25 protein-coding genes are annotated in these 24,632 nt (G+C 30.7%); 14 read left to right on the top strand and 11 right to left on the bottom strand.

Going from position 1 to position 24,632, the window contains the following annotated elements; translation table 11 throughout:
- Positions 1-43: 43 nt before the first annotated feature.
- Positions 44-1,096, top strand: a complete 1,053-nt coding sequence (locus ACI5KZ_RS04445) for a sensor histidine kinase (protein ID WP_406847025.1) — start codon at positions 44-46, stop codon at positions 1,094-1,096.
- Positions 1,097-1,813 (top strand): LytR/AlgR family response regulator transcription factor, encoded by a 717-nt coding sequence (locus ACI5KZ_RS04450; protein ID WP_406847026.1) that lies wholly within the window; start codon positions 1,097-1,099, stop codon positions 1,811-1,813.
- Between the two features lie 5 nt (positions 1,814-1,818).
- Here ACI5KZ_RS04450 and ACI5KZ_RS04455 read toward each other — a convergent pair whose 3' ends face one another.
- The 5 genes from ACI5KZ_RS04455 to ACI5KZ_RS04475 form a co-directional block, all read right to left on the bottom strand.
- Positions 1,819-3,648 carry a cystathionine beta-synthase gene (locus tag ACI5KZ_RS04455; protein ID WP_406847027.1) on the bottom strand — a complete coding sequence of 610 codons (1,830 nt, stop codon included), beginning with the start codon at positions 3,646-3,648 and terminating at the stop codon, positions 1,819-1,821.
- 125 nt (positions 3,649-3,773) lie between these two features.
- Positions 3,774-5,006, bottom strand: a complete 1,233-nt coding sequence (locus ACI5KZ_RS04460) for an intradiol ring-cleavage dioxygenase (protein ID WP_406847028.1) — start codon at positions 5,004-5,006, stop codon at positions 3,774-3,776.
- A gap of 89 nt (positions 5,007-5,095) precedes the next feature.
- On the bottom strand, positions 5,096-5,902 hold the full coding sequence (locus ACI5KZ_RS04465; RefSeq protein WP_109309644.1) for a LytTR family DNA-binding domain-containing protein: 807 nt from the start codon (positions 5,900-5,902) through the stop codon (positions 5,096-5,098).
- Between the two features lie 43 nt (positions 5,903-5,945).
- Complete coding sequence (locus ACI5KZ_RS04470; protein WP_406847029.1) at positions 5,946-6,689, bottom strand: DUF6090 family protein; 744 nt, start codon at positions 6,687-6,689, stop codon at positions 5,946-5,948.
- Between the two features lie 337 nt (positions 6,690-7,026).
- Positions 7,027-7,794 (bottom strand): DUF6090 family protein, encoded by a 768-nt coding sequence (locus tag ACI5KZ_RS04475; RefSeq protein ID WP_406847030.1) that lies wholly within the window; start codon positions 7,792-7,794, stop codon positions 7,027-7,029.
- Between the two features lie 306 nt (positions 7,795-8,100).
- On the opposite strand from ACI5KZ_RS04475, the gene ACI5KZ_RS04480 reads away from it, so the two are divergent.
- A complete protein-coding gene (locus ACI5KZ_RS04480; protein WP_406847031.1) occupies positions 8,101-8,301 on the top strand; it encodes a hypothetical protein in 201 nt (66 codons plus the stop codon).
- A gap of 91 nt (positions 8,302-8,392) precedes the next feature.
- Here the strand turns inward: ACI5KZ_RS04480 and lpdA are convergent, their stop codons facing one another.
- From lpdA to ACI5KZ_RS04495, 3 genes are all read right to left on the bottom strand, one after another.
- On the bottom strand, positions 8,393-9,793 hold the full coding sequence (lpdA, locus tag ACI5KZ_RS04485) for a dihydrolipoyl dehydrogenase (protein ID WP_109309648.1): 1,401 nt from the start codon (positions 9,791-9,793) through the stop codon (positions 8,393-8,395).
- Between the two features lie 236 nt (positions 9,794-10,029).
- Positions 10,030-10,800 carry a response regulator transcription factor gene (locus ACI5KZ_RS04490; RefSeq protein ID WP_406847032.1) on the bottom strand — a complete coding sequence of 257 codons (771 nt, stop codon included), beginning with the start codon at positions 10,798-10,800 and terminating at the stop codon, positions 10,030-10,032.
- Between the two features lie 44 nt (positions 10,801-10,844).
- Positions 10,845-11,303: an Lrp/AsnC family transcriptional regulator gene (locus ACI5KZ_RS04495; RefSeq protein WP_109309650.1), complete on the bottom strand. Its 459-nt coding sequence runs from the start codon at positions 11,301-11,303 to the stop codon at positions 10,845-10,847.
- A gap of 165 nt (positions 11,304-11,468) precedes the next feature.
- On the opposite strand from ACI5KZ_RS04495, the gene ACI5KZ_RS04500 reads away from it, so the two are divergent.
- Entirely contained in the window at positions 11,469-12,668 is a 1,200-nt protein-coding gene (locus tag ACI5KZ_RS04500; protein ID WP_406847033.1) for an aminotransferase class I/II-fold pyridoxal phosphate-dependent enzyme, read from the top strand.
- Here ACI5KZ_RS04500 and ACI5KZ_RS04505 read toward each other — a convergent pair whose 3' ends face one another.
- A complete protein-coding gene (locus tag ACI5KZ_RS04505) occupies positions 12,669-13,694 on the bottom strand; it encodes a metal-dependent hydrolase (protein WP_406847034.1) in 1,026 nt (341 codons plus the stop codon).
- 98 nt (positions 13,695-13,792) lie between these two features.
- Here ACI5KZ_RS04505 and nhaC point away from each other — a divergent pair, with 98 nt between their 5' ends.
- From nhaC to ACI5KZ_RS04525, 4 genes are all read left to right on the top strand, one after another.
- A complete protein-coding gene (gene nhaC, locus ACI5KZ_RS04510; protein WP_109309653.1) occupies positions 13,793-15,259 on the top strand; it encodes a Na+/H+ antiporter NhaC in 1,467 nt (488 codons plus the stop codon).
- Positions 15,260-15,400: 141 nt separating this feature from the next.
- Positions 15,401-16,039, top strand: a complete 639-nt coding sequence (locus tag ACI5KZ_RS04515; RefSeq protein WP_109309654.1) for a peroxiredoxin — start codon at positions 15,401-15,403, stop codon at positions 16,037-16,039.
- A 117-nt stretch (positions 16,040-16,156) separates the two neighbouring features.
- Positions 16,157-16,465, top strand: coding sequence for a co-chaperone YbbN (locus ACI5KZ_RS04520; RefSeq protein ID WP_109309674.1), 309 nt, complete (start codon positions 16,157-16,159; stop codon positions 16,463-16,465).
- A gap of 6 nt (positions 16,466-16,471) precedes the next feature.
- Complete coding sequence (locus ACI5KZ_RS04525) at positions 16,472-16,729, top strand: DUF6952 family protein (protein WP_406847035.1); 258 nt, start codon at positions 16,472-16,474, stop codon at positions 16,727-16,729.
- A 73-nt stretch (positions 16,730-16,802) separates the two neighbouring features.
- Here the strand turns inward: ACI5KZ_RS04525 and ACI5KZ_RS04530 are convergent, their stop codons facing one another.
- A complete protein-coding gene (locus ACI5KZ_RS04530) occupies positions 16,803-17,057 on the bottom strand; it encodes a hypothetical protein (protein ID WP_109309656.1) in 255 nt (84 codons plus the stop codon).
- A gap of 241 nt (positions 17,058-17,298) precedes the next feature.
- Between ACI5KZ_RS04530 and tpx the strand changes: the two genes are divergently transcribed.
- The 6 genes from tpx to ribB all read left to right on the top strand — a co-directional run bounded on the left by tpx (position 17,299) and on the right by ribB (position 24,385).
- The gene (gene tpx, locus ACI5KZ_RS04535) at positions 17,299-17,805 is read left to right on the top strand and encodes a thiol peroxidase (protein WP_109309657.1); all 507 of its coding nucleotides are present in this window, start codon (positions 17,299-17,301) and stop codon (positions 17,803-17,805) included.
- The gene (locus tag ACI5KZ_RS04540) at positions 17,798-18,166 is read left to right on the top strand and encodes a diacylglycerol kinase family protein (protein ID WP_406847036.1); all 369 of its coding nucleotides are present in this window, start codon (positions 17,798-17,800) and stop codon (positions 18,164-18,166) included. The genes tpx and ACI5KZ_RS04540 overlap by 8 nt, the downstream gene beginning before the upstream one ends.
- 111 nt (positions 18,167-18,277) lie before the next feature.
- Positions 18,278-20,647, top strand: a complete 2,370-nt coding sequence (locus ACI5KZ_RS04545; RefSeq protein ID WP_406847037.1) for a DNA translocase FtsK — start codon at positions 18,278-18,280, stop codon at positions 20,645-20,647.
- Between the two features lie 28 nt (positions 20,648-20,675).
- Positions 20,676-21,314: an outer membrane lipoprotein carrier protein LolA gene (locus tag ACI5KZ_RS04550; protein ID WP_109309660.1), complete on the top strand. Its 639-nt coding sequence runs from the start codon at positions 20,676-20,678 to the stop codon at positions 21,312-21,314.
- Positions 21,315-21,321: 7 nt separating this feature from the next.
- Entirely contained in the window at positions 21,322-23,193 is a 1,872-nt protein-coding gene (locus tag ACI5KZ_RS04555) for an LptF/LptG family permease (protein WP_109309661.1), read from the top strand.
- Between the two features lie 34 nt (positions 23,194-23,227).
- The gene (ribB, locus tag ACI5KZ_RS04560; protein ID WP_109309662.1) at positions 23,228-24,385 is read left to right on the top strand and encodes a 3,4-dihydroxy-2-butanone-4-phosphate synthase; all 1,158 of its coding nucleotides are present in this window, start codon (positions 23,228-23,230) and stop codon (positions 24,383-24,385) included.
- A 70-nt stretch (positions 24,386-24,455) separates the two neighbouring features.
- Here the strand turns inward: ribB and ACI5KZ_RS04565 are convergent, their stop codons facing one another.
- Positions 24,456-24,629, bottom strand: coding sequence for a T9SS type A sorting domain-containing protein (locus tag ACI5KZ_RS04565; RefSeq protein WP_406847042.1), 174 nt, complete (start codon positions 24,627-24,629; stop codon positions 24,456-24,458).
- Positions 24,630-24,632: the final 3 nt, after the last annotated feature.

Genomic DNA, 24,632 nt, shown 5'->3' on the forward strand with positions numbered 1-24,632 from the left:
TGTACTAAAAAAACATCGTATTATTGTAGTACAAATTGTAGGTATGCTAACTAAAAAAGTCATTATAAAAACAATAGTTCGTGTGTTGCTTCACATACTTTTTTGGAGTGCTGTTTTAATCTTTTTTACATATTTTTTTAGTGCTGGAAAAGACAGTTTCAATAACACCTTATTATTTTCTTTATTTTTAATGCCTGTTACTATAGCCACAACCTACGTATCCATTTATAAATTAATACCAGATTATTTAATAACCAAACGTTACTGGCTTTTTGGATTGTACAGCTTATATACCTTTATTATTTCCGGATACCTTATAATGGTTTCCATATTTTTTAGTCTGATATATATAGCAAACTTTGAGTATGAAGACATGAATCCCATTACCAGAAATATTTTGCTTGTAACGTCTGGAGTCTATTTGGTTGTTGTTATTGTAAGTGCTTTTAAATTATTAAAACTAAATCTGATTCAAGCCGAAAACACCAAAAAACTAGAAACTAAAATTTTAGAAACTCAATTAAAACTAAAAGAACAGGAGTTAAATTACTTAAAAATGCAAATTCATCCGCATTTCTTATTTAATACCTTAAACACTATGTATGGCTTTGCTTTAAAAAAAGCAGACGAAACACCAGAAATGATCTTAAAATTATCCAATCTACTAGATTATTTACTCTATCAAGTCGATAAACCATTTGTGTTATTAACAGATGAAATAAATCATATAAAAGATTATATCGAATTAGAAAAAATGCGTTTTAACAACACTTTAGATGTCACTTTTATCACTGAAAACATTTTAGAAAGCACCCAAATAGCGCCCATGCTACTTTTACCTTTTGTGGAAAACAGTTTTAAACATGGACATTTAAAAAATGGTGTTTTAACCATTAATATCGATTTAAAATACACCTCTGATGGTCTTTACTTTTCTATAGAAAATTCTCACTCTAATTTAGGTGACACAAACAAAGGTATAGGTTTAGAAAACATACAAAAACGCTTAGATTTGTTATATAAAAATAACTACAAGCTAAATATTGAGGATTCTGAAAACCATTTTAAAGTGCAATTAAAATTAAACACAATCTAATTGAGCGTCACTAAAAACATATCCTGCTTAATTGTCGATGACGAAGCCATTGCTAGAGAAATTATTGCAACACATCTCTCTAAAATTAGTCATATAAATGTTATTGCTAATTGTAGTAATGCTATGGAAGCATTTAATGAAATAAGCCAAAACAACATAGATCTGGTGTTTTTAGATATTAATATGCCTGAAATTTCCGGAATCTCTTTTGCCAAATCCATTAATAAAAATATTAAAATTATTTTCACAACTGCTTATCGTGATTATGCTGTGGAAGGTTTCGAACTTCAAGCAGTCGATTACTTAATGAAGCCTATTTCTTTTGATCGCCTATTAAAAGCCATAAACACTTATTTTGAAGTCAATACTAAATCAAGTTTTAAATCTATAAAAGAAGTAGAAAGTATCAACTTTATGTTTGTACGTGCAGATAGACGCATGATAAAGATTGATTTTGAGGCTATTATTTATGTAGAAAGTTATAGTGATTATATTAAGATCCATCTGGCTAACAAAACCATAGTCACACGTGAAACCATAAGTGCCATTGAAGCCAAACTGCCTAGTAGGCAGTTTATCAGAATTCATAGATCCTATATAATTGCTTTGTCTCATATTTCTTCATTTACAAATGAACATATTGTAATTCATGGACAAGCCTTAACTATTAGTAGAAGCTATAAAAAGGAAGTTTTGGAATTGTTAGAGAGTTTTTGAAAGCATTACATAGATTCAACAAAATCTAAAAATACTTTTTTATGAAACTCTAAGTCCAGATTAGGTGAAAGTGATGCGCGAACAATGTAATCTTTATCGCCTTCCTTGGTGGTTCCCTGTGTTGAAGTTGCTGGAATGGTCCAATAACACCCTTTTAGCTGTCCATAACTCACACAGAACTTACTCTCATGAGGAATTCTAGTAATCATTAAGTTAATTAACTTCAAATTCAACATTCTTTTATTGGCTTCTTTTTCTTCATCTGTTTGTCCTTTTGTAGGAAGGTCTAATGAAAAAACAGATGGTGTAAATCCTTGTTCAGCTAAATCTTCTGACACAAAATTGATTTTTGCCTCTGGTAAGGTTTTTTGAATGAAATTTACAAATTCGCGTGTGTTTTTATAAGCATCAATGATGCGTTGTTTCATGGATGGCAATTGTTTGGCTAATATTTCATATTGAAGATCTGTAGCTTCATTATCACAAAGCGCTAAATGCATTTCTACTTTTTCCATCAATGTGTTAGTTTGCTTATTACCTACACAATAACCAGCTGTACATAGGCCTCCACTTGGAAATTTCGATCCACTAGCAAAAGAAATGGTTCTAACGCTTGAAAGCATGTCGTTTTCACCTAAAAAATGCACATTAGGACAAAATGTTTGATCTAAAATAAAAACAGGATCTATAGCAACTCCTCCAGTTGCAGTTTGGCGCTCTTGACTTAAAACGTCTTGTAATTTAAAAAGGTCTGGCACTTCAACTCTTGGATTGGTAGGGATTTCGGCAATGATGTATGGAATCGCGTCTTCTTTTGCAATTTGAGTTAATACGAAATCAATGCTTTGCACCATATCGTTTTCACCATCAACTAATAAGTCTACAATCTCTACATCATCCAAACAAGCTGCAATCCGTCTAGCTTGGTCGTTTGTGCCACCATAACAATTTGGAGGCACTATAATTTTAATTGCTTTTCCTCTATGGTTTTCAACTGCATCATGAATAAGTCCCATTAAAATAGCATATTGAATAGATAGACCACTAGATGCAACCAGAGCTTTTGTTGTGGTACCAGTTATCTCGTTAATCGAATTTAAAACACGTAATTTAACTGTTTCAATAGGATGTTTTTTGTACTCAATAGGAGACTTAGCTATCAGTGCTTTTAAAACAATCAGGCAATTAGCAGGCGTCATAGCAATGGTTTCTCTTCTTCTTACATGCTGAATATCTGAAACATAACCTTCGTTTTGTTTACCATTTACAATTAAAACACTTCCTAAGTTTTTATAAAGACTTATGTGAAAATCTATATTCGAATGAAGCTCTATGGCTTCAATTTTTGCTTGTTGTGAAATAAAAATGGTACTTCCGTCGAAGGCTGAAATCTTGTCTACACTATCTACTTTTTTTAATTCAAATGCATAACCATAAATGTTTTTGATAACCTCAGCATCAAAAAAGTGAGGTAACTCACCTGTATAGGCTATTTGAGTGTCTTTTTTATCAAATACATTTTTTCTTAAGATGGCTAAAATAGGAATGGTCTGCGATGAGAAACTAATCACATTCTTAGATTCTAAATGATGCGTCTTAGCAATTACCCATTCCAAAATACAGGATAGTGGATGACCCAATCGAATGTAATCATATGCTGTTGGTAAATTATTTAATGAAGCTGTCTCAGAATTGTTGTGGTTATACAAGTATTCAAACTGCTCTAAAAATTGAGTTTTCGCCAATTTTTCATCATAAATATCTAATCGATGGGTTGTTAAGCGCAACCAATCTGTTGGCATATTATTCAATACTTCTTTTATATAATCTAGCATATTTTAATCTTCAATTTTACAGTTTCATCCTACTTATTACGATTGCAATAAATATTTGATAAATATAAACATATTACTAAAAACTAAAGAGTAAAACACTAATATAAACACAGTGACAGTTTATCTTAATCGGTCTCAAAACTACCCAAATCTATCTGAGGTTTTGGTCTGGGAAGTTTAAAGTATTCGTTTGTAGTATTATCGAGGTTTTTTATTATTCTATTAAAATTCTTCTCGTCTGGTTGAAGATTAATGTGTTTATTAATAATATTGCTTCTCTTATAAATAATAAAAGTATTTTGAACATTCGGATTAATTTTGTTGGTGTAAATTTCAGAGTTTTTATCAGTAAAAGATGGCACAAAAGTTAAGGCTACCTTTTTCAAAACAAGCTCATTACCTAGCCTTTTTAAATCTAAATTTCTCTGATTAAAATTATAATCCGTTTCATTGCCATACACAAAATACACTTTTAAGTATTTTTCTTTTTTAATACTTAAAGCATCCAAAAAGGTTAACCATTTCTTTATATCATCCCAATGTGGATTATTCCCTACAAAATATAAAATACCATGATACCATCCATACTTGCAAATTGGGCAAGTTTTCGTGCCTTTATCTTCACCAAAAGCATGAAATGGAGTAAAAGACATAATATCTTCACCAATGTTTTTTCCGGAGTTTAAATCAACTTTAGCACTTTCTGGGTAATCGGGAATATTCAATCCCAAATAAATATCTCGTTCACCAATCAGCAGGTTTTCTTTTTGCACAAATCGAATAACACCACTTCCTCCTCTATTGTTCATATTCTTTCTTCGTTTGCTTGTTAGGAGCACATCGTCATCAAATACAAAATCGTCTATATAATATGGTTCTTTTATACGTTCTTCTTTAATAGTTAAGTGTACATGTGCTGGTTCATTTCTACTTGGATAAGTTCCTGGTTTAACAGTATATATAGAATAAGTGCCGTTTTCGTCTGTTTTAACCCAACCTCTTATATAGCCATGAGTTTGGCCTAATTTATTTTTTGGCATGTTTCGTTCTTCACTTTCTTTTGTTTTATAAACGCCATTAATATCTGTTTGATAATAGTAGAGAATTACATTTGGGACTGGTGTTTTTCCATCTACATCATAAACAGTTCCAGTAAATAAGATTTTCTGTCCATTTAAATGCCATCCTGGACTTGTATCTATAGATGACAAGTTTTCTGGCATTTTATAGAAAAATGGAGGTTTCTTGTCAAAATCGTCGCTTAGCATTTGCGGTTGAATTTTAGGTGTTTGCCCTAGACAGTTAACCAAAATTAAGGATGTAATAAATACATACCAATACTTAAAAATATGTAACATGATTGTTGTTTTTCAATAAATGTAGTCTATAGAAGAAGTGATTCATTGAATATTTATGAGCAAATATCTGTGTGGAGGAAATACTTAGCTTACTGGAGTAGTTGTTGCCAATTATTTCGATAATGCCTACTGAGTCTTATAACCTGACCATTATCCAACTTTACGTCATAATCGCCATTACTTCTTGATTTTAGTTCTTTAATACACGTTGCATTTATAATGGTTGAACGATGTACTCTTAAAAATATGTTTGGATCGAGTTCCTTTTCAAACTCTTTTAAACTTTTAATATCTAAAAATTTTTGTTGGCTGGTATAAACAATAGAATAAGGTTTATCTGTGGAAATAAAAATAATAGAAGCTGTTGGTACAGCTATTAATTTTGATCCTATTTTGAACATCAATGTTTCGGAAAAAGTAGTTGTTGGATATGGCAACTTAACTTTTGAAACATAAATAATTGGAAAAATAATATACCAAGATAAAGCTATGTAGAACTGATTTGAAAATGCTGCATTAAACATATTTACAAATCGATGAGCAGGTGTAAATAACAAATAACTAACACCTACAAATAATGACGTAAATACAACAATGTGTAACAAACTAAAAGCAATACCAATTAAAAGATTATAAGGAAGTTTCCTTAATTTATTCTTAGGATTGATTTTTTTTATTAATTGATTATTGAAAATGGTAAATGGTATAAAAAATGCCCAAAACGTATTATAAAGCATGGATTCAGACAAATAAAAACCCGTATTTTGCAATTTACTATATATTAAATCTTGAAGTATAGCCAAAAACATTACAAATAAGACAATAATTAAATACATAGGTGTTTTACCTATTTTTGGTAACCTTAATTGTTTAATTATGTCAACTGATTCTTCCAATAATTTAGCTAATATTTAAACTCAGTTCTTTGTTGTGCTTATGTTATTCACCTAATAATCTTTCAATTAAATTAAGTGTTTCTATAGTTTTTTCTTTAACTTTTAAATGTCCTTTAATTGTATTATCAAAAGTAAACTCTCTTAATTTCAAAACTGTAGTGAAATTACCAACAAATTCTTTTTCATTGATATTGTTCCATAATATACTATCAATAATATTATTCTCTGGTGCATTTGAATTAACAACTGAAAAACTTTTTGAATAATTTGACACAACATCTAAATAGGAATCCAGATTACTTTGAAATCGTTTTAACTGATCTGTTTGCAAACTATTTAATTCCATTAATTTTTCTATTAATTCTCTATCAAGAAGTTCTATGTTTCCAGAAGAAATAATCGTATTAAACGTATTGTTAGAATAGTCTCTTTTCACTTGAAAGGCATATTCGAATTCTTTTTTAGCAATTTTTACTATAGTATCAATTGTAGCTGATTGACTATAAATTCTATTTAAAAAATCATTTGTTTTATGATTGTCAGAAACTTGGATTTGAGTAATACGGTTTATATCGAGAGTATCTATGTTTAAATCATTCATCAAAGACTTCATGTAAAACACTTTCAGTTTGTTATTTTCCTTTTCTTGATTCCAATTATTAATTTGAAGTGCAATTAAAATTCCTATAACTACTAAAACAATTTCGCCAAAAGCATAAAGTAAATACTTGCTGAATTTATTTTCAGAGAGTAATCTTTGTCTAATTTTTCTAAAAAATTTTATCATTAATTTAATATATACTTATTTCGGACTGGGCAAACTTGTTGGTAACAGCTTTGTATTTGATTAGTAGCGTGTTTTAACAACTAATTTAGCAAATAAATACCGAATATACACGAGCACTGCGTACTGGTGCAAGCAAAATCCGAAAGGATCTTTGTAATTAGGCGAAAACTATCAATAAATTATAAATGGTTTAAGACAGCATATTTTAAAAACATGAAACTTAGGCATATAACATAAGTAAAAATACGATTAAAATACGCTGACTTTTATAGAAGTACTAGTGTAAAAAATTAATACCATTCAACTTGTTTTACCACAGTACTTTGCTGCACTTTTGTTATTTTTCAATGCTTAGACTTTTTCCGTTCAATTCATTTAACAAATCCAATTGGAGCTCTTTATTTGCTGCTAAAACACCTTTAAGTGCAGTTAATGCCCAAGATGTTTTAATACCTAAATCGAAAAGTAATTGGTCTAATTCTCTGGTACCATATCGTTCCTTTAGTTTTGAATATGAGAAAACATTTTTCTCTCTTAAATCGTAATAATCGAGTTGCCTATTTTTAAATAATTCTTTGGCATCATTGATGTCATATTTTGATAAAAAAAGTTTTAATCTAGATTCCTTGTATTCAGATATCATTTTCATAGCGTCATTTACATTATCCTCTTGCTTAAAATAGTCATCTAACTTTACTCTAATATTATTTTTACTTACTTCCTTAATGTATTTAGAGTAATTAGCTTCAATGGCTAGGTTAAAAATTCTCGCAGCTCGTAACGTACTAAAATCAATTAATGAATCATTACTCAAAAGACCTTGAGAGTCTTGATAAATGTTATAGTGCATTGATTGATCATCGTTATAGTATTTAATATGTTCATTTATTCTATTCTCATCAACTACCAAATCCTTTAAAATACTACTATATAATTCTCTTTCATTTTTTCTAACTTTTCTTTGTTCATTCCAATTATTAATCGATAACGCAATTAAAATTCCAATAACAACAAGAATAATTTCTCCTATAGCGTATTTTAAATACTTACCGGGTTTATTTACCGAAAGCAGTTGCTTTCTAATGTGTCTAAAGAACTTAATCATTTGTGTTACTTTTTAATGTTCTGCAAACGGCTATCTCAACCATTTATCTACTCAATATTTGATTTTGTGTCGCAAAATAATGTTTCGATAATCTAAAGAATATTATCATTGTTTCTCGGTTTGTTATATTGAAGTACAACGCATTATTGCACTCTAAATATAATCATTACATTAAATAATTTAGAGTTTGAAAGTCTTTTTTAAATTTTTAATGTCTGAGAATTGATTAAAATAACAAAACAAACTTTTGTAAATATTAGAGTAAACTTATAATATCAGTGAAAATTTTACTTATATTAAAAAATCATGAATCAAACAGTAAAAAAAATTCTATTAGTTGTAGGTATTGTGCTATTAGGATATGGAATCTATACATTAATTGCTCCTGAAGCATCTGTAAGTATTGGTGATTTAAGCATAGAGGCTCAAAATAACACAGATTCTTATATTACAATAGGCTTAGGATTAGCCGCTTTAGTATTAAGTTTTCTTAGTGGTAAGAAATAGATGGATTAAGAAAAAAGCAACCCAAATATGGATTGCTTTTACATGTTGTTTTTCTTTTAAAAACCTCTTAACTGCGTTGATGACTTTATTTTTAAATATGCAAAGCTCTATCGTCTGTAGCAGCTAAGGCAGCTTCTTTAATTGCTTCTGTAAATGTTGGGTGTGCATGAGACATTCTAGATACATCTTCTGCAGAGGCTCTAAATTCCATAGCTACTACAGCTTCGGCAATCATATCTGCTGCACGTGCACCAACCATGTGTACGCCTAAAATTTCGTCTGTCTTTTTATCGGCTAAAACTTTAACAAAACCATCTAAATCCATACTCGCTCTGCTTCTACCTAAAGCACGCATTGGAAATTGACCTGTTTTATATTCCAAACCAGCTTCTTTAAGCTGCTCTTCTGTTTGACCAACTGTAGCAACTTCTGGCCATGTATAAACCACACCAGGAATTAAGTTATAATCGATATGTGGTTTTTGACCAGCAATAGTTTCTGCAACAAAGGTCCCTTCTTCTTCAGCTTTATGAGCTAACATAGCTCCTTTAATAACATCTCCAATGGCGTAAATATTACTTGCCGACGTTTGTAAATGTTCGTTGACTTCTACTTGACCTCTATCATTTAATTTTACACCAGCTGCTTCAGCATTTAAACCATCTGTATACGGACGGCGTCCAACAGATACTAAACAATAATCTCCTTTAAACTCTACTTCTTCTCCTTTTTTGTTATCGGCTTTTACAATTACTTCAGCTCCTTTTCTTTCAACAGATTTTACTTTATGAGATGCGTTGATAGAGAATTTCTGTTTCTTTAAAACCTTGTTTAATTCCTTAGATAAACCAGCATCCATTGTTGGTATAATTCGGTCCATATATTCAATAACAGATACTTCTGCTCCTAAGCGTTTGTATACCTGTCCTAACTCTAAACCAATAACACCACCTCCAATTACAATTAAGTGCTTAGGGATTTCAGTAAGCTTTAATGCTTCTGTAGAGGTAATGACTCTTTCTTTATCTAATTTGATAAAAGGAAGGTTTGATGGTTTTGAACCTGTTGCAATAATAGTGTTCTTTGCTTCAATTTCAGTGGTTTCTTCACCTGTAATGGTAATATGAGTAGCATCTTTAAAGCTTCCTAAACCTTGATACACATCAATCTTGTTTTTTTTCATTAAGAAATCAATACCACCCGTAGTAGTGTCTACAACCGATTGCTTTCTAGCAATCATTTGTTTTAAATTCACTTTAATATCACTAGGAATATCTATTCCGTGTTCTTCAAAATGCTTCACAGCATCTTCGTAATGATGCGACGAATCTAAAAGTGCTTTACTTGGAATACAACCTACATTTAAGCAGGTTCCACCTAGAGTTGCGTATTTTTCTATAATGGCAGTTTTCATTCCCAGTTGTGCGCAACGAATAGCTGCTACATACCCTCCAGGACCAGAACCAATAATGGCTACATCGTATGAATTCATATAAATATTTTTTTCAAGTTGTGTTAAAACGAGTACAAAAGTACAAATGTTTTATGGGAAGGCAATAAAAGTATATTCTTAATAAGTGATTCTATTAAAAAAAAGAGCAACCTAAACAAAAAGTTCAGCTGCCCTAATTTATATTTAATTCTCCCTTAGAACTAATTAATAGCTCAACAAAATTGAGGCTCTTTTGTTTTTTAAACAATACTCAATTTGAGTAAATTTTATTTTTTTTAAATCAAGCTTTTATTTGTTTTAAGCATTCCTATTAGTTCCCCTGTAGAAGAAATATGCAATTTTTTTAGAATATTTCTTCTATGTGTATCAACAGTATTTGAACTAATATTTAGGTTCTCAGCTATTTCTTTACTGGATTTATTTATAATTAATAACCTAATAACGTCTCTTTCTCGATTACTTAAACCATTGGTTAGAATTTTTTGAGTATAATTATTAAAATATTTGGTTTCGTATTCGTTATTATCATTTAAAAGCTTGGCAGTAGCCGTAATTGGCATACTAATTTTAGGATCTAAAACTGTGTAATGTGCTAACCCTATAATTGGTTTCATATCGACATCAAATTCTAAAGGAGTTGTGTTTTGAACAATATTCACGTATTCTGCATTAGCGTTTTTTAACCTATAATTCCATGTATAACTCATATGTTTTCTTTGGTCCAGAGGAATTTTATCTAGCGTAAACTCCATTAAATCGTTTAATGCTTTTAACCACAATTCAACATCTTCTGGATGAATACGATTCCAAAAATTTCGCATACCTTCATTTAACAAGGTGTCTCTATTTAAACCAATACAAGACGTCATGTTTTTACTAATAAATTCAAAGGTTAAATTTTGTGTATTTGTAATACAGAAAAATGTAGAACTGTAAGGTAGATAAGCATCTAATTCAATAATCTTTTTGATATGATGTGATAATACTGGATTGGAATACGATTTAAAAATGTCGTGATAGATGTTTTTGATGTTTTTTATGAGCATGAATTAATATTAATTTTTCGGCAATATAAAAATTAGTAAAACAATTATATATTAATTGCTGTTGTATGTTTTACTTCATTAATTACAAACATGCTATGTGTACTTCCTATATGGTTGATGGATGTTAATTTATTGACCATAAACTCTCTAAAAGCTTCCATATCTTCCACAATGACTTTTAATAGATAATCGTAATCCCCACTTATATGGTAACACTCCATAACTTCCACTAAATTTGTAACTTCTTTTTCGAATTTAACAACATAATCCTGAGTATGTTGAATTAGTTTAATATGGCAAAAAGCTACAAAACTTTTTTCAACTTTTTCTTTATTAACCAAAGCAACATATTTTGAAATAACACCTTGATTTTCTAGTTTCTTAATACGCTCATAGACAGCTGTTACAGATAAGTTTAATTTTAACGAAAGTTGTTTATTGGTTTGTTTGCTATCTGCTTGTAATAAGTCTAATAATTTTTTGTCAATTGTATCGAAAGTCATTTTTGAAAAATTTTCAGTTTTAGTGAACACAATTCAACAAAAACTTATTTATAATCTACAAATATATCAATTGATAGATTTAAAATCCAATATTCATCATGTCTATTGATTAATTGTCTAATAATCTTCATTTTTACATCATATTTAACTTAAATTATAACTATTATGGCTTTTAAACCAGCAAACAACATACAGGATTTACAATATTTCGGAGAATTTGGAGGTGTTAATCCGTCAATTTCAGATTCATCTACATACACCTTTTTATCGGCAAAAACCATGTTCGACACCTTTGAAGGTAATGCCGACGGTTGTTATTTATATTCTCGACATTCAACACCTTCTAACTTATACCTAGGTGAAGCTCTTGCTGCCATGGAAGGTACAGAAACAGCAAACGTAACCGCTTCAGGAATGGGAGCCATTACTCCTGTAATCATGCAACTTTGTGGTGCTGGTGACCATATAGTTTCAAGTAGAACGATTTATGGTGGAACCTATGCCTTTTTAAAGAATTTCACTCCAAAATTTAACATTAAAACCAGTTTTGTAGATATCACGAAATTAGATGTCGTTGAAGCAGCTATAACTGAAAATACTAAAATACTTTATTGCGAATCTGTTAGTAATCCATTGTTGGAAGTAGCAGATATTGAAGGGCTTGCCAAATTAGCTAAAAAGCACAATTTAAAATTAGTAGTTGATAATACCTTTTCTCCTTTATCCATTTCACCAGTTCAATTAGGAGCAGATATTGTAATTCACAGTTTAACAAAATTTATCAATGGCTCTAGCGATACTGTTGGTGGTGTTATTTGCGGTACACAAGAGTTTATTAACGATTTACGTAATGTAAACGATGGTGCTTGCATGCTTTTAGGTTCAACTATGGACAGTTTAAGAGCTGCTTCAGTTTTAAAGAATTTAAGAACACTTCATATTAGAATGCAACAACATAGTTTAAATGCCACATATTTAGCTGAGAAATTTGAAAAATTAGGCTTAAAAACAGTGTATCCTGGATTGGCCTCACACCCTTCTCATGATTTGTTTAAATCGATGATGAATGAAAAATATGGCTTTGGAGGCATGCTAACTATTGATGTTGGTTCTCTAGATAAAGCCAATGCTTTAATGGAGTTAATGCAAGAAAAAAACCTAGGATATTTAGCTGTAAGTTTAGGTTTTTATAAAACATTATTCTCTGCTCCTGGAAGCTCAACCTCTTCTGAAATTCCTGAAGACGAACAAAAAGACATGGGATTAAGCGATGGCTTAATTCGTTTTTCAATAGGTTTGGATGCAGACATTGATCGTACTTTTAACACTATGTACCAATGCATGAAAGAGTTAAATATACTGTAATTAGTCATTCCCTTTAAGACGTTTCCAAAAAACGTTTAAATCTTCACTTGATGGAGGTCTACCATAAAAAGGGAGAGCGTTCCAACGTTCTCCCTTCTTTTTTATAGTAAAACTAAAAATTGAAGAATTTGGATCTTCTAAATTTAAATATGGATATCTTAAATCGTTATAACGATAGGTGCCTACTTCTTTTTGAGGAATTAAATTATAATAGCCATTACTAAACCATGCTAAAGTTTTAATGTCTGGACTTTCAATTGAAACAAACTCATGATTTTTTGGAAGCTTCTGCCAATTTTCAACTTTAGAAACTCGATCTAATATGGAATAATAACCAGCATAATAATGGGTGTCTGTTTCAACAACACCATACCAAAGCACATTGTTAAAAAATGTAGGCTGTGTTTGAAACCTATTATAAGTAATGCCATTCTCGACTAAAGATTTTTTAAAAACTGTATTCACATACCGTTTATTAGCTATAGTAAACAGCATATATAATGAACTTACAGATAAACCAAGCCTTGTAAAAAACAAACGTTTATTCGTGTTACGTTTATAAAACATGACAATAATAATACATATTAAAAAAGTAAAGGTGTAAAAAGGATCTACAACTGAAATATTATTAAATGCTACCCGATAATCTGAAAAAGGCAAGAACAGTTGGGTTCCGTAGGGAGTAAAACTATCTAAAATAGGATGTGTAAAAATTGACAAGAAAAACAACCAGATCCAATCTTTTCTAGTGGTTGTCTCTATTCGTTTTCCTCTATTATAAAGCCAATATACTAAAGCCCCTAAAATTAAGGCGGCTATAATAGCAAAAAATATAGAGTGCATAATCCCTCTATGAAAAGCCATTCTATCAATTTCATTTATGTAGAAAAGCTTTGCTAAAAAAACATCCATATCTGGAATGGTTCCCCCAATGGCTCCAAAAAGTAATGCTTTATTTCCTATTTTTTTTCCTAAAGCTATTTCGCCACAGGCAGCTCCTAAAACAATTTGAGTAATTGAATCCATTCATTTTTAAATCGGAAAACAAATGTACACAACTTAATCGATTTGCATACTTAAAGTGAAAATCGTAACATTACAATCCTAAACAACTGACTAAAAAAATGCAAGACGATAAAAACCTTTCTGAAATTGAAATAGAAGACCAGACAATTATTGAAAATAAGGAACTTAACATTTGGGAAGCCTTAATTCCTGTAGTTCTTTTAATGATGATGTTAGCCTACAACATCTTTCTTGCAGATGGTGAAGCTCTAGGTGAATATTCAAATCAGTTTATATTATTAATTGGTGGTGGTATTGCTGCAATCGTTGGTTTTTTTAACAAAGTTAAAGCGCGCTTAATGTTAAAAGAAGTTTGGGAAAATTTACGCAGTGTCTTTGTACCCATTATGATTTTATTTTTAGTTGGAGCTTTAGCTGGAACCTGGTTAGTAAGTGGCGTGATACCTGCCATGGTATATTATGGTTTACAAGTGTTAAGTCCTGCCATTTTTTTACCAGCCTCTGTAATTATTTGTGCTGTTATTTCTATTGCTACAGGTAGTTCTTGGACAACTTCTGCAACGGTTGGTATTGCTTTAATTGGAATTGGTTCTGCACTTGGTATCCACACTGGAATGATTGCTGGAGCTGTTATTTCAGGTGCATATTTTGGTGATAAAATGTCTCCATTAAGCGACACAACAAATCTTGCTCCTGCTATGGCTGGCACAGATTTGTTTACCCATATACGCTACATGACTTTTACAACTGTACCAACCTTAATAATTACTTTAATTGCATTTACCATTATAAGTTTTTCAATAGAAACAACAGGTAATACAGATTTAAGTAGCCTTCTAAATAGTATAGAGAACACTTTCAATATTACCCCTCTATTATTTATAGTACCATTAGCCGTTATAGCGCTTATTTTGTTAAAGACAAAACCTCTAATTGCTCTAGGAACGGGTGTTTTACTTGCTGCTGTTTTTGCTTTTATTTTTCAACCAAACATTCTTGACGGATTAGCATCTTCAAAAATTGGATCTATTGTGAATGCTATTTTTACAGACACACAAATAACCACAGATAATGAAAAACTAAACGATTTATTTTCGGCTGGTGGAATGAAAGGGATGCTTTGGACTATCTTTCTAATTTGTTGTGCCATGGTGTTTGGAGGTGTGATGGACGCAATTGGATCTCTTTCCAGAATTACCAAGGCCTTATTATCTGTTGCCACTACTGTTTTCGGATTATTTGCAAGTACTGTAATTAGTTGTTTAGGTTTAAATGCTATTGCTAGTGATCAATATTTAGCCATTGTTATTCCTGGTAAAATGTTTAAAAAAGCATATCAAGATAAAGGTTTAGCTCCTGAAAATTTAAGTAGAACATTAGAGGATTCAGGAACTGTTACATCAGTTTTAATTCCTTGGAATACTTGTGGCGCATATCAATCTGGTGTTTTAGGCGTTAGTGTAGCAGATTATTTTGTATACGCCATCTTTAACTGGTTAAGTCCGTTTACGACTCTTTTCTTTGCAGCTCTTCAAATTAAAATTAGACAAATTTCAGATAAATAGAATTTATTTATTGATTTTTAATTTCGCTATAAACAAAATTTATAGTGTGATAAAAAATTAAGATTTTAATTAGCCCAAAATAATGCCTTAGTAAGCTATATTTGCAGTAACAAAAAATACTAATAATTAAACTTAAAAAATATGGCATTTGTAGGAAAAAAATTCCCGGATTTAAACGTAGACGCAATGAACGAAATGGGTGACACCTTTAAAGTAAACGTTCTTGAAGAAGCAGTAAACAACAAGAAAAAAGTAGTTTTATTCTGGTATCCAAAAGATTTCACATTTGTTTGCCCAACCGAATTACATGCATTTCAAGCTGCTATGAAAGAGTTTGAAAAACGTAACACAATAGTAATTGGTGCATCGTGTGATACACCAGAAGTTCATTTTGCTTGGTTAAGCACTGCAAAAGATAATGGTGGAATTGAAGGAGTAACTTATCCAATTTTAGCAGATTCTAATAGAAATTTAGCTTCTACTTTAGGTATTTTAGATATCACTAACGAACAATACAACGAGGAAACGGGTGTTGTTACTGTAGATGGTGACAATGTAACATATAGAGCTACTTATATTATTGACGAAGAAGGTACAGTACAGCATGAAAGTATTAACAACATGCCGTTAGGTAGAAATGTCAATGAATATTTAAGACTTATTGATGCTCTAACTCACGTTCAAGAAAAAGGTGAAGTTTGTCCAGCAAACTGGGAAGAAGGTAAAGATGCCATGCAAGCAAACGCTAAAGGCACTGCTGCATATTTAGCTTCTCACTAAATTCATAAATTCTAACTCTCAAATTCCAAATCATGAAATATGTTGTAGAATTTGGGGGTTAGAACTTCACAACCTACTGGCAATATAGGGTATTTTAACTTTAAAAATTTAAGAGATATGGTACAAGAATTAGAACAAGATAATTTACAAGATATAATAAATAATAACGATACCGTTGTTGTTCAATATTCTGCAACTTGGTGTGGTAATTGTCGAATTATGAAGCCAAAATTTAAAAAATTAGCTTCAGAAAGCGAAGGCAAAGTTTTTGTTATTGCAGATGCTGAAAAATTTCCAGAATCTAGAAAACTAGCAACTGTTGATAATTTACCAACCTTTGCGACTTTTAAAAAAGGAGATTTTATAAATCAAGTACAAACAAATAAGTTTGATGTTTTAAAAGAAATGGTTGATAACTTAAATTAATTTTAAATGAAATTACCAATCATCAAACACCTAACACAATTCATTGAAGAAAACGATGAAGATTTTGTTATAGAGACTATTGAAACTTTAGAAGCTTTAACCGAAGTTACATCTCTAAAAGACGAAGAACTCGATGTTATAGGAGAATTAATTTCCAATATGTATGGAGCCATTGAAGTAACAAAAATGATTAAAGAAGGCACACCTAAAAAAGAGGCCTTAAATAATTTTATGAAACGTGTTCTTGGCTCTATTGATTCTTAAACAATTATATTACTAATTAAAAAGCCTCTTAATCAAAAGATTAAGAGGCTTTTTGTTAGAAATGAATACGAATTTACTCTTTATCGCTTTCCATTTCTTCTTCTTTCACTGCCTTTGTTTCAACAGCATGCTCTTCTCTTGCTTTTAATTCAGCTTTTTCTTCTTTTACCTCAGATTCAGCTTGAACTTGAGATTGTTCCTGAACTTTAGTTTTTTCTACAGTTTTCTTATCTGTATTACTATCTGCTGTTTGTGCAGATGTCATTTGAGACAATCCTAAAAAGCAAGTTAATAATAAGGCTCCAAATAGTTTTTTTGATACTGTCATAATAATAGGTTATTTATATTTATAGATTTGTTTCCTTATCTACGCAGTAAAGCTTATCGTTAGATGTTCAAAAACTTAGTTTAACAAATAACTAACATATTATTAACATCAATACAAATTATAAATTATTGAAAACTAATAAATTGGACAACACTTTCTTAAATTAATAAAATCTAAAAAGGCATACTAGTTAAACTCTTAATTTATTAGTATTTTTATTAAAAATTAAAACACACTTATTATGGCAACAGTAACTTTACATGGAGATAACATACAAACTTCTGGAACACTACCAGAAGTTGGAATAAAAGCACCAGACTTCAAACTAACTACAAACGAATTAGGCACGAAGTCTTTATCCGATTTTTCAGGAAACAAAGTGGTATTAAACATTTTTCCTAGTGTAGATACAGGAACATGTGCACAATCTGTTAGACAATTTAACCAAGAAGCTGCAGAATTAGACAACACCAAAGTGTTGTGTATTTCTAGAGATCTCCCTTTTGCTTTAGCTCGTTTTTGTGGAGCTGAAGGTCTTAATAATGTTATTACTTTATCAGATTATAAAGATGGTCGTTTTGGAAAAGACTATGGCTTAAATTTTATTAATGGTCCCTTAGAAGCATTACACTCAAGATCTGTGATTGTTTTAGACGAGAATGGTACAGTTAAATACACCGAACAAGTTTCTGAAACTACCGAAGAACCAAATTACAAAGCTGCTCTTGAAGCTTTATTAAATGACTAAAAAAGGGTCTTTCTTAATAAATAGAATAAAGAGTATTAAATATGCAGTTAGAGGAGCATGGCTTTTGATAAAAACTGAAGCTAGCATTCAGGTTCAGGTCTTTATAGGAGTCATTATGACGATTCTTGGATGTTATGTAGGACTTAATACCACAGAGTGGATTGTTCAAACCTTAATTATTGGTTTAATTATTTCAATTGAAGGTATTAATACTGTTATTGAAGAAATAGCAGATTTTATACATCCAGAATTTCACCAAAAAATTGGACTTATAAAAGACCTTGCTGCTGGAACCGTTTTTATATTTGCTATTATAGCAATAATCATTGGTTGCATTATTTATTTTCCAAAGATTTTTTAAATACTTTTAGGACTAGGATAAACGTTTGTAATTTGTATTTTTGTTGCATTGTGAAAACAATGTAATCTGAATCATTTTATAAATTAGATAGACGTTTTTTCAAAAATAAGTATGGCAAAAAAGAAAATTAAAACTCGCAAAGAAAGCAAACCTAAATTTAAAGCCCCAAGTTTTAAGTTGTCCAATCAACAAAAACTAGTATTGGGTAGCTTTTTAGCCATTTTAGGTCTTTTGCTTTTTATTGCATTTATATCTTACATTTTTACAGGAAAAGCCGATCAAAGTACGCTAACAGAGTTTACATCTCGAGAGGTTAAAACTGAAAACTGGTTAAATAAAACTGGTGCTTGGTTAAGTGACTTTTTTATATATAAAGGATTTGGTGTTGCTTCTTTTATTTTTTCAGGACTCTTATTCCTTTCTGGTGTTTTTATTTTAACAAATTCTAGTTCTAGTAAATTACGAAAACATTGGTTTTGGGGAACCTTTATTGTGATATGGCTTTCCATTCTGCTTGGCTTTTTTGCAGATTCTTTAGATATTTTAGGAGGCACCATTGGTTTTGAAATGAATAGCTTTTTACAAGATTATTTAGGAAAAATCGGGACTTCATTATTACTCGTTTTTCTATTCATTACATATTTAGCCATAAGATTTAATGTTACAGCAGACTCTTTTAAAAACCTGTTTCAAAAAGCTTCAAAAGATATTAAAAAAGAGTTTAATCCTACAGATGAAGATATCTCTATACCAATTGATAACGATTTAACTGCTGAAGCACAAGACATTAAATCTGCTTTTGATTTAGACTTAAATAACAAGACTGAAGAGAAAGACGTTATTTTAAAAGAAGACAAGCCAAAACCAAAACCTGAAGTAGAAAAAGAAGAACCTGAAATGACGATTGAAGTGGAAGAAGTAGCTGAAGAGCTCTCAGAAACAGATAATCTATCTAATAAATTAGTAGAAGATTTTGGCCTCTTCGACCCTACTTTAGAATTAAGCAATTATAAATTTCCTTCTTTAGAATTATTAAAAAAATATGAAACAGAAGGCATTACTATCAATCAAGAAGAACTTGAAGAAAATAAAAACCGGATTGTAGAGACTTTAAACAATTATAAAATTGGTATTGCTAGTATTAAAGCAACCATTGGACCAACAGTAACCCTTTATGAGATAGTTCCAGATGCTGGCGTTAGAATTTCTAAAATTAAAAATCTAGAAGACGATATAGCCTTATCGCTTTCAGCATTAGGAATTAGAATTATAGCTCCAATTCCAGGAAAAGGTACCATTGGAATAGAAGTACCAAACAAAAACTCTACTATTGTTTCTATGCGATCTGTTATTGCATCTCAAAAATTTCAAAAGTCAGATATGCAATTGCCTATTGCTTTAGGAAAAACCATAAGTAACGAAACTTTTGTGGTAGATTTAGCAAAAATGCCTCACCTATTAATGGCTGGAGCTACAGGTCAAGGGAAATCGGTTGGATTGAATGCCGTACTTACCTCTTTACTTTATAAAAAACATCCTGCTGAAGTAAAATTTGTTTTGGTAGATCCTAAAAAAGTAGAACTTACTTTATTCAACAAAATTGAGCGTCACTATTTAGCAAAATTACCAGATAGTGAAGATGCCATTATTACAGATAATACTAAGGTAATCCATACTTTAAATTCCTTGTGTATTGAGATGGATAATCGGTACGAAATGCTTAAAAATGCTTTATGCCGAAATATTGCAGAGTACAATGTAAAGTTTAAAGCCCGAAAATTAAATCCAAATGATGGTCATCAATTTCTACCTTATATTGTATTGGTAGTCGATGAGTTTGCAGATTTAATTATGACAGCTGGTAAAGAAGTAGAAACACCAATAGCTAGATTAGCACAATTGGCTCGTGCTATTGGAATCCACTTAATTATTGCAACCCAAAGACCCTCAGTAAACGTAATTACCGGAATTATAAAAGCTAATTTTCCTGCTAGAATTGCCTTTAGAGTAACTAGTAAAATAGATTCTAGAACTATTTTAGATGGTTCTGGAGCAGACCAGTTAATTGGTCGTGGAGATATGCTTTATACTCAAGGAAACGATTTAGTACGTATTCAATGTGCTTTTGTAGACACTCCAGAAGTCGAAAAAATAACAGACTTTATTGGTTCGCAAAAAGCCTATCCAGATGCCTACCTTTTACCTGAGTATGTTGGTGAGGAAAGTGGCACAAGTCTTGATGTAGATATCGCAGATAGAGATAAACTATTTAGAGAAGCTGCAGAAATTATTGTTACAGCACAACAAGGCTCAGCCTCTCTTTTGCAACGTAAATTAAAATTAGGCTATAATCGTGCAGGTAGATTGATAGATCAATTAGAAGCTGCTGGTATTGTAGGTGGTTTTGAAGGTAGTAAAGCCAGACAAGTTTTAGTCCCAGATTTAGTAGCACTAGACCAACTTTTACAAAATGAAAGTTAATAAATAAGTCATTTAAAATATTTTTAAAATGAAAAAAATAATAGTAATATTTACCCTCTTTATGTATGCATTTACTTTCGGTCAAGACAGTAATGCCAAAGCACTTTTAGACGAGGTGTCACAGAAAGCAAAAAGCTATGAAAACATCTCAATAGATTTCAAGTATGCGCTTGAAAATTCGGCAGAAAACATCAAACAAGAAACTCGTGGAGATGTTGTGATGCAAGGAGATAGATACAGACTGAATATCTTAGGAGCTACACGAATTTTCGACGGAAAAACCTTGTATAGTATTAGCCCAGATGATGAAGAAGTTACTATCTCTTCAGATGTTTCAAATGAAGATAGCAACATTACTCCAAGTAAAATGCTTTCATTTTATGAAGATGGTTACACCTATAAAATGGATATTATTCAAAATGTTAAAGGTAGAAAAATTCAATATGTTAAATTAACACCAATAGATTCTAATTCTGAAATAAAAAATGTGTTATTAGGTATCGATGCCCAAACCAAACATATTTATAACCTCATAGAAATTGGTAAAAATGGTACTAAAACAACTTTAACTGTTAATTCTTTTAAAACAAACGAACCTATATCGAAATCCTTATTTACTTTTGATCAGAACAAGTTTAAAGATTACTACATTAATAAATTGGATTAAGTAACGTGTGAAAATTTTAGATAGATACATACTAACCTCATACTTAAAAACTTTTATCAGCGTGTTTGTTATACTCATGCTGATTTTTGTTTTACAAACCATCTGGCTTTATATTAAAGAATTAGCTGGTAAAGATTTGGATATGGTTGTCGTTGCTAAATTCTTACTCTATTTTTCACCAAAACTTATTCCTCTTGTTTTACCCTTAACTATTTTATTAGCGTCTATTATGGTCTTTGGTAATTTTGCCGAAAATTATGAATTCGCTGCCATGAAATCTACTGGTATTTCTCTTCAAAGAGCTATGGCTGGATTAAGTGTATTTATAGTGGTTTTAGGTATTACCACATTTTTCTTTACAAACAATGTAATTCCTTGGGCAGAATACAACTCCTACAATTTACGGAAAAACATTGCTAAACTAAAACCTGCAATGGTTATTGCCGAAGGGCAATTTAATGAAGTTGGAAGTGAATACAATATAAAAGTAGCCGATAAAAGTGGTGATAGAGGTCAATTTTTAAAAGAAGTTTTAATCCACAAAAAAACAAGTAAAAAATCTGGAAACTATACAACCATTTATTCTAAAACAGGAGAGCTTATTGGTGAAGAAGACTCTGATATTTTACAATTGATTCTTTATGACGGTTATTTTTATGACGACACACCTCCTAAAGACTACCAAAAAAGGCAAAAAAAGCCAATGACGAAAAGTTCTTTTGAAAAATATACTATAAATGTAGATCTATCAAGTCTTAATAATATTGATTTAGAGCAAAAAGATATTAATGATAAGTATAATATGCTTAACATTAAAGACTTAAGCTACACCATTGATACTTTAAAAATTGATAGAGAAAAACATATTACTGAACTAGCTTCGAATTTATATATAAGAACGACATTACCAACGCTTAACAATGGTATATCATTAAAAAAAGATACAATATATAACGGAGCTATTTTAGATTTATATTCCAATAGAGATAAAGTACAGTTGCTAGATTTAGCATCTAATTCTTTTAAAAGCACATCTCAAATTATAGAGAGTAAAGAAAAAGGATTAAAAACAAAAAGTATTTGGTTAAATAGACACATTATAGCACTTCATGAGAAGCTAGCCTTAGGTTTTGCATGTATTATTTTGTTTTTTGTTGGCGCGCCTTTAGGAGCTCTTATTAGAAAGGGTGGTATTGGACTACCTATGGTTATTGCTATTTTACTATTTTTAACCTATCATTTTATCGGTATTTTTGCAAAAAACAGTGCGAAAGACGGAAGTTTAAATCCTATTTTTGCATCTTGGTTCTCCACTATAATTATGTTACCTCTTGGTGTATATTTAACAAAAAGAGCTACAGAAGATCGAGGATTATTTGAATTCGATTATATACTAGAGCCTCTAAAGAAATTATTTAAGGTAAAATCTAAAAAAACAGCTAAAGAAGTTTCTCAACTTCCAGAAGATGTTTTAAAAGATTTACAAAATAAACACGGTGTACAAAAAGAACCTTTAGCTCTAGCTGAAGATTTCGAAACTATTATGAAAAGGCATTCAGATTATAAAGAATATGCTAGGTTTTCGTTCATTTTCTATATTATTGGAGCTATCCTTTTACCCTTATATTTTATTCTTAAAAATAACAAACTAGAAGAAATTGCTTTAGTGTGCTTGCAATTAAGCATCATATCCTTCTTTGTTTTTACAATCTATTTTATTTTTTCACTTATAAAACTTTATAAAATCTACAATTTAATAAAGGTAAAAGGGTTTACTAAAAATCCTGTAGTTATCATATTAGGTTTTATTTTTTATCCACTAACCCATTATTTAAGAAGAAATAAAATTAACGAAGACCTTTCTAATAGTTTAAAATAAGCTATAACTTTGCAACATCTTTAATAGTTCAATTATGTCCACGCTAAAATCAGTAAAAAACACTTCTGAAATCCAATTACATAGTATTGAAGAAGCCATAAACGATATAAGAAACGGTAAGGTTATTATTGTTGTAGATGATGAAGACAGAGAAAATGAAGGTGATTTTTTAGCAGCTGCCGAAATGGTAACACCTCAAATGATCAATTTCATGGCAACTCATGGTCGTGGTCTAATTTGCACGCCTTTAACTGAAAAACGCTGTAAGGAGCTTGAATTAAATCCAATGGTTCATAACAACACAGATCCAATGGAGACAGCTTTTACCATTTCTGTAGATTTACGAGGCAATGGAGTAACTACAGGTATTTCTGCAGGAGATAGAGCAAAAACCGTAAAAGCTCTTGTAGATGATAATATTAAACCTTTTGAATTAGCACGACCTGGGCATATTTTTCCATTAGTAGCAAAACAAGGTGGTGTTTTACGTAGAACAGGACATACTGAAGCTGCAATAGATTTCGCGAGATTGGCTGGTTTAAAACCTGCAGGCGTGATTGTGGAAATTATGAATGAAGATGGCACCATGGCACGTTTGCCACAGTTAATGAAGGTGGCAAAAAAATTCGATTTAAAAATTGTTTCAATTGAAGATTTAGTGGCTTATCGCATGCAACACGACTCTTTAATAGAAAAGAAAGAAGATTATATTATTGAAACGCGTTTTGGAAAATTTAGATTAAGAGCGTTTCAACAAACAACAAACGATCAAATACATATCGCACTAACAAAAGGTTCCTGGTCTAAAGACGAACCTGTTTTAACTCGTGTTAATGCTACATTAGTGAATACAGATATTCTTGGTACGCTAACAAATAATGCAGAAGAAAAGCTAGATGATATGTTTAAAGTTATCAATGATGCAGAGAAAGGTGCTATTATTTTTGTCAATCAACAATCACAATCCATGAATCTTTTAAAGCGATTGAATGTTTTAAAAGAATCTCAAATTGAAGGTCAAATAGTCAAAGCTCCTCGAATAGAAATGGATCATAAAGATTTTGGTATTGGAGCACAAATACTACATCATTTAGATATTCATAAACTACGCCTTATTTCAAATAGCGAACAGACCAAGCGTGTTGGTATGATTGGTTATGGATTGGAAATTGTTGAATATGTGAATTATTAAAAAAAAAGGGAATCAAATCATTTAACATAATTTCAATTCCCTAATTTTCAATTAATAGCTTCTTTATAGTTTATTCCACCACTATTTTTTTAGTAATTTGCCCGTTGTCTGTAAATATTTTTATAAGATAGATTCCAGCTTGTAAGTGGTTGACATTAATTTTAGGACTGTCTGCAACTTGTTTTACCTTCTTTCCTAAAATATCATAAATTTCTACCTGTTGAATTTTATAAGTTGTTGCAATATG

Origin of the sequence: Xanthomarina sp. GH4-25 (genome assembly GCF_045363175.1) — a bacterium.
Lineage (GTDB): Bacteria > Bacteroidota > Bacteroidia > Flavobacteriales > Flavobacteriaceae > Xanthomarina.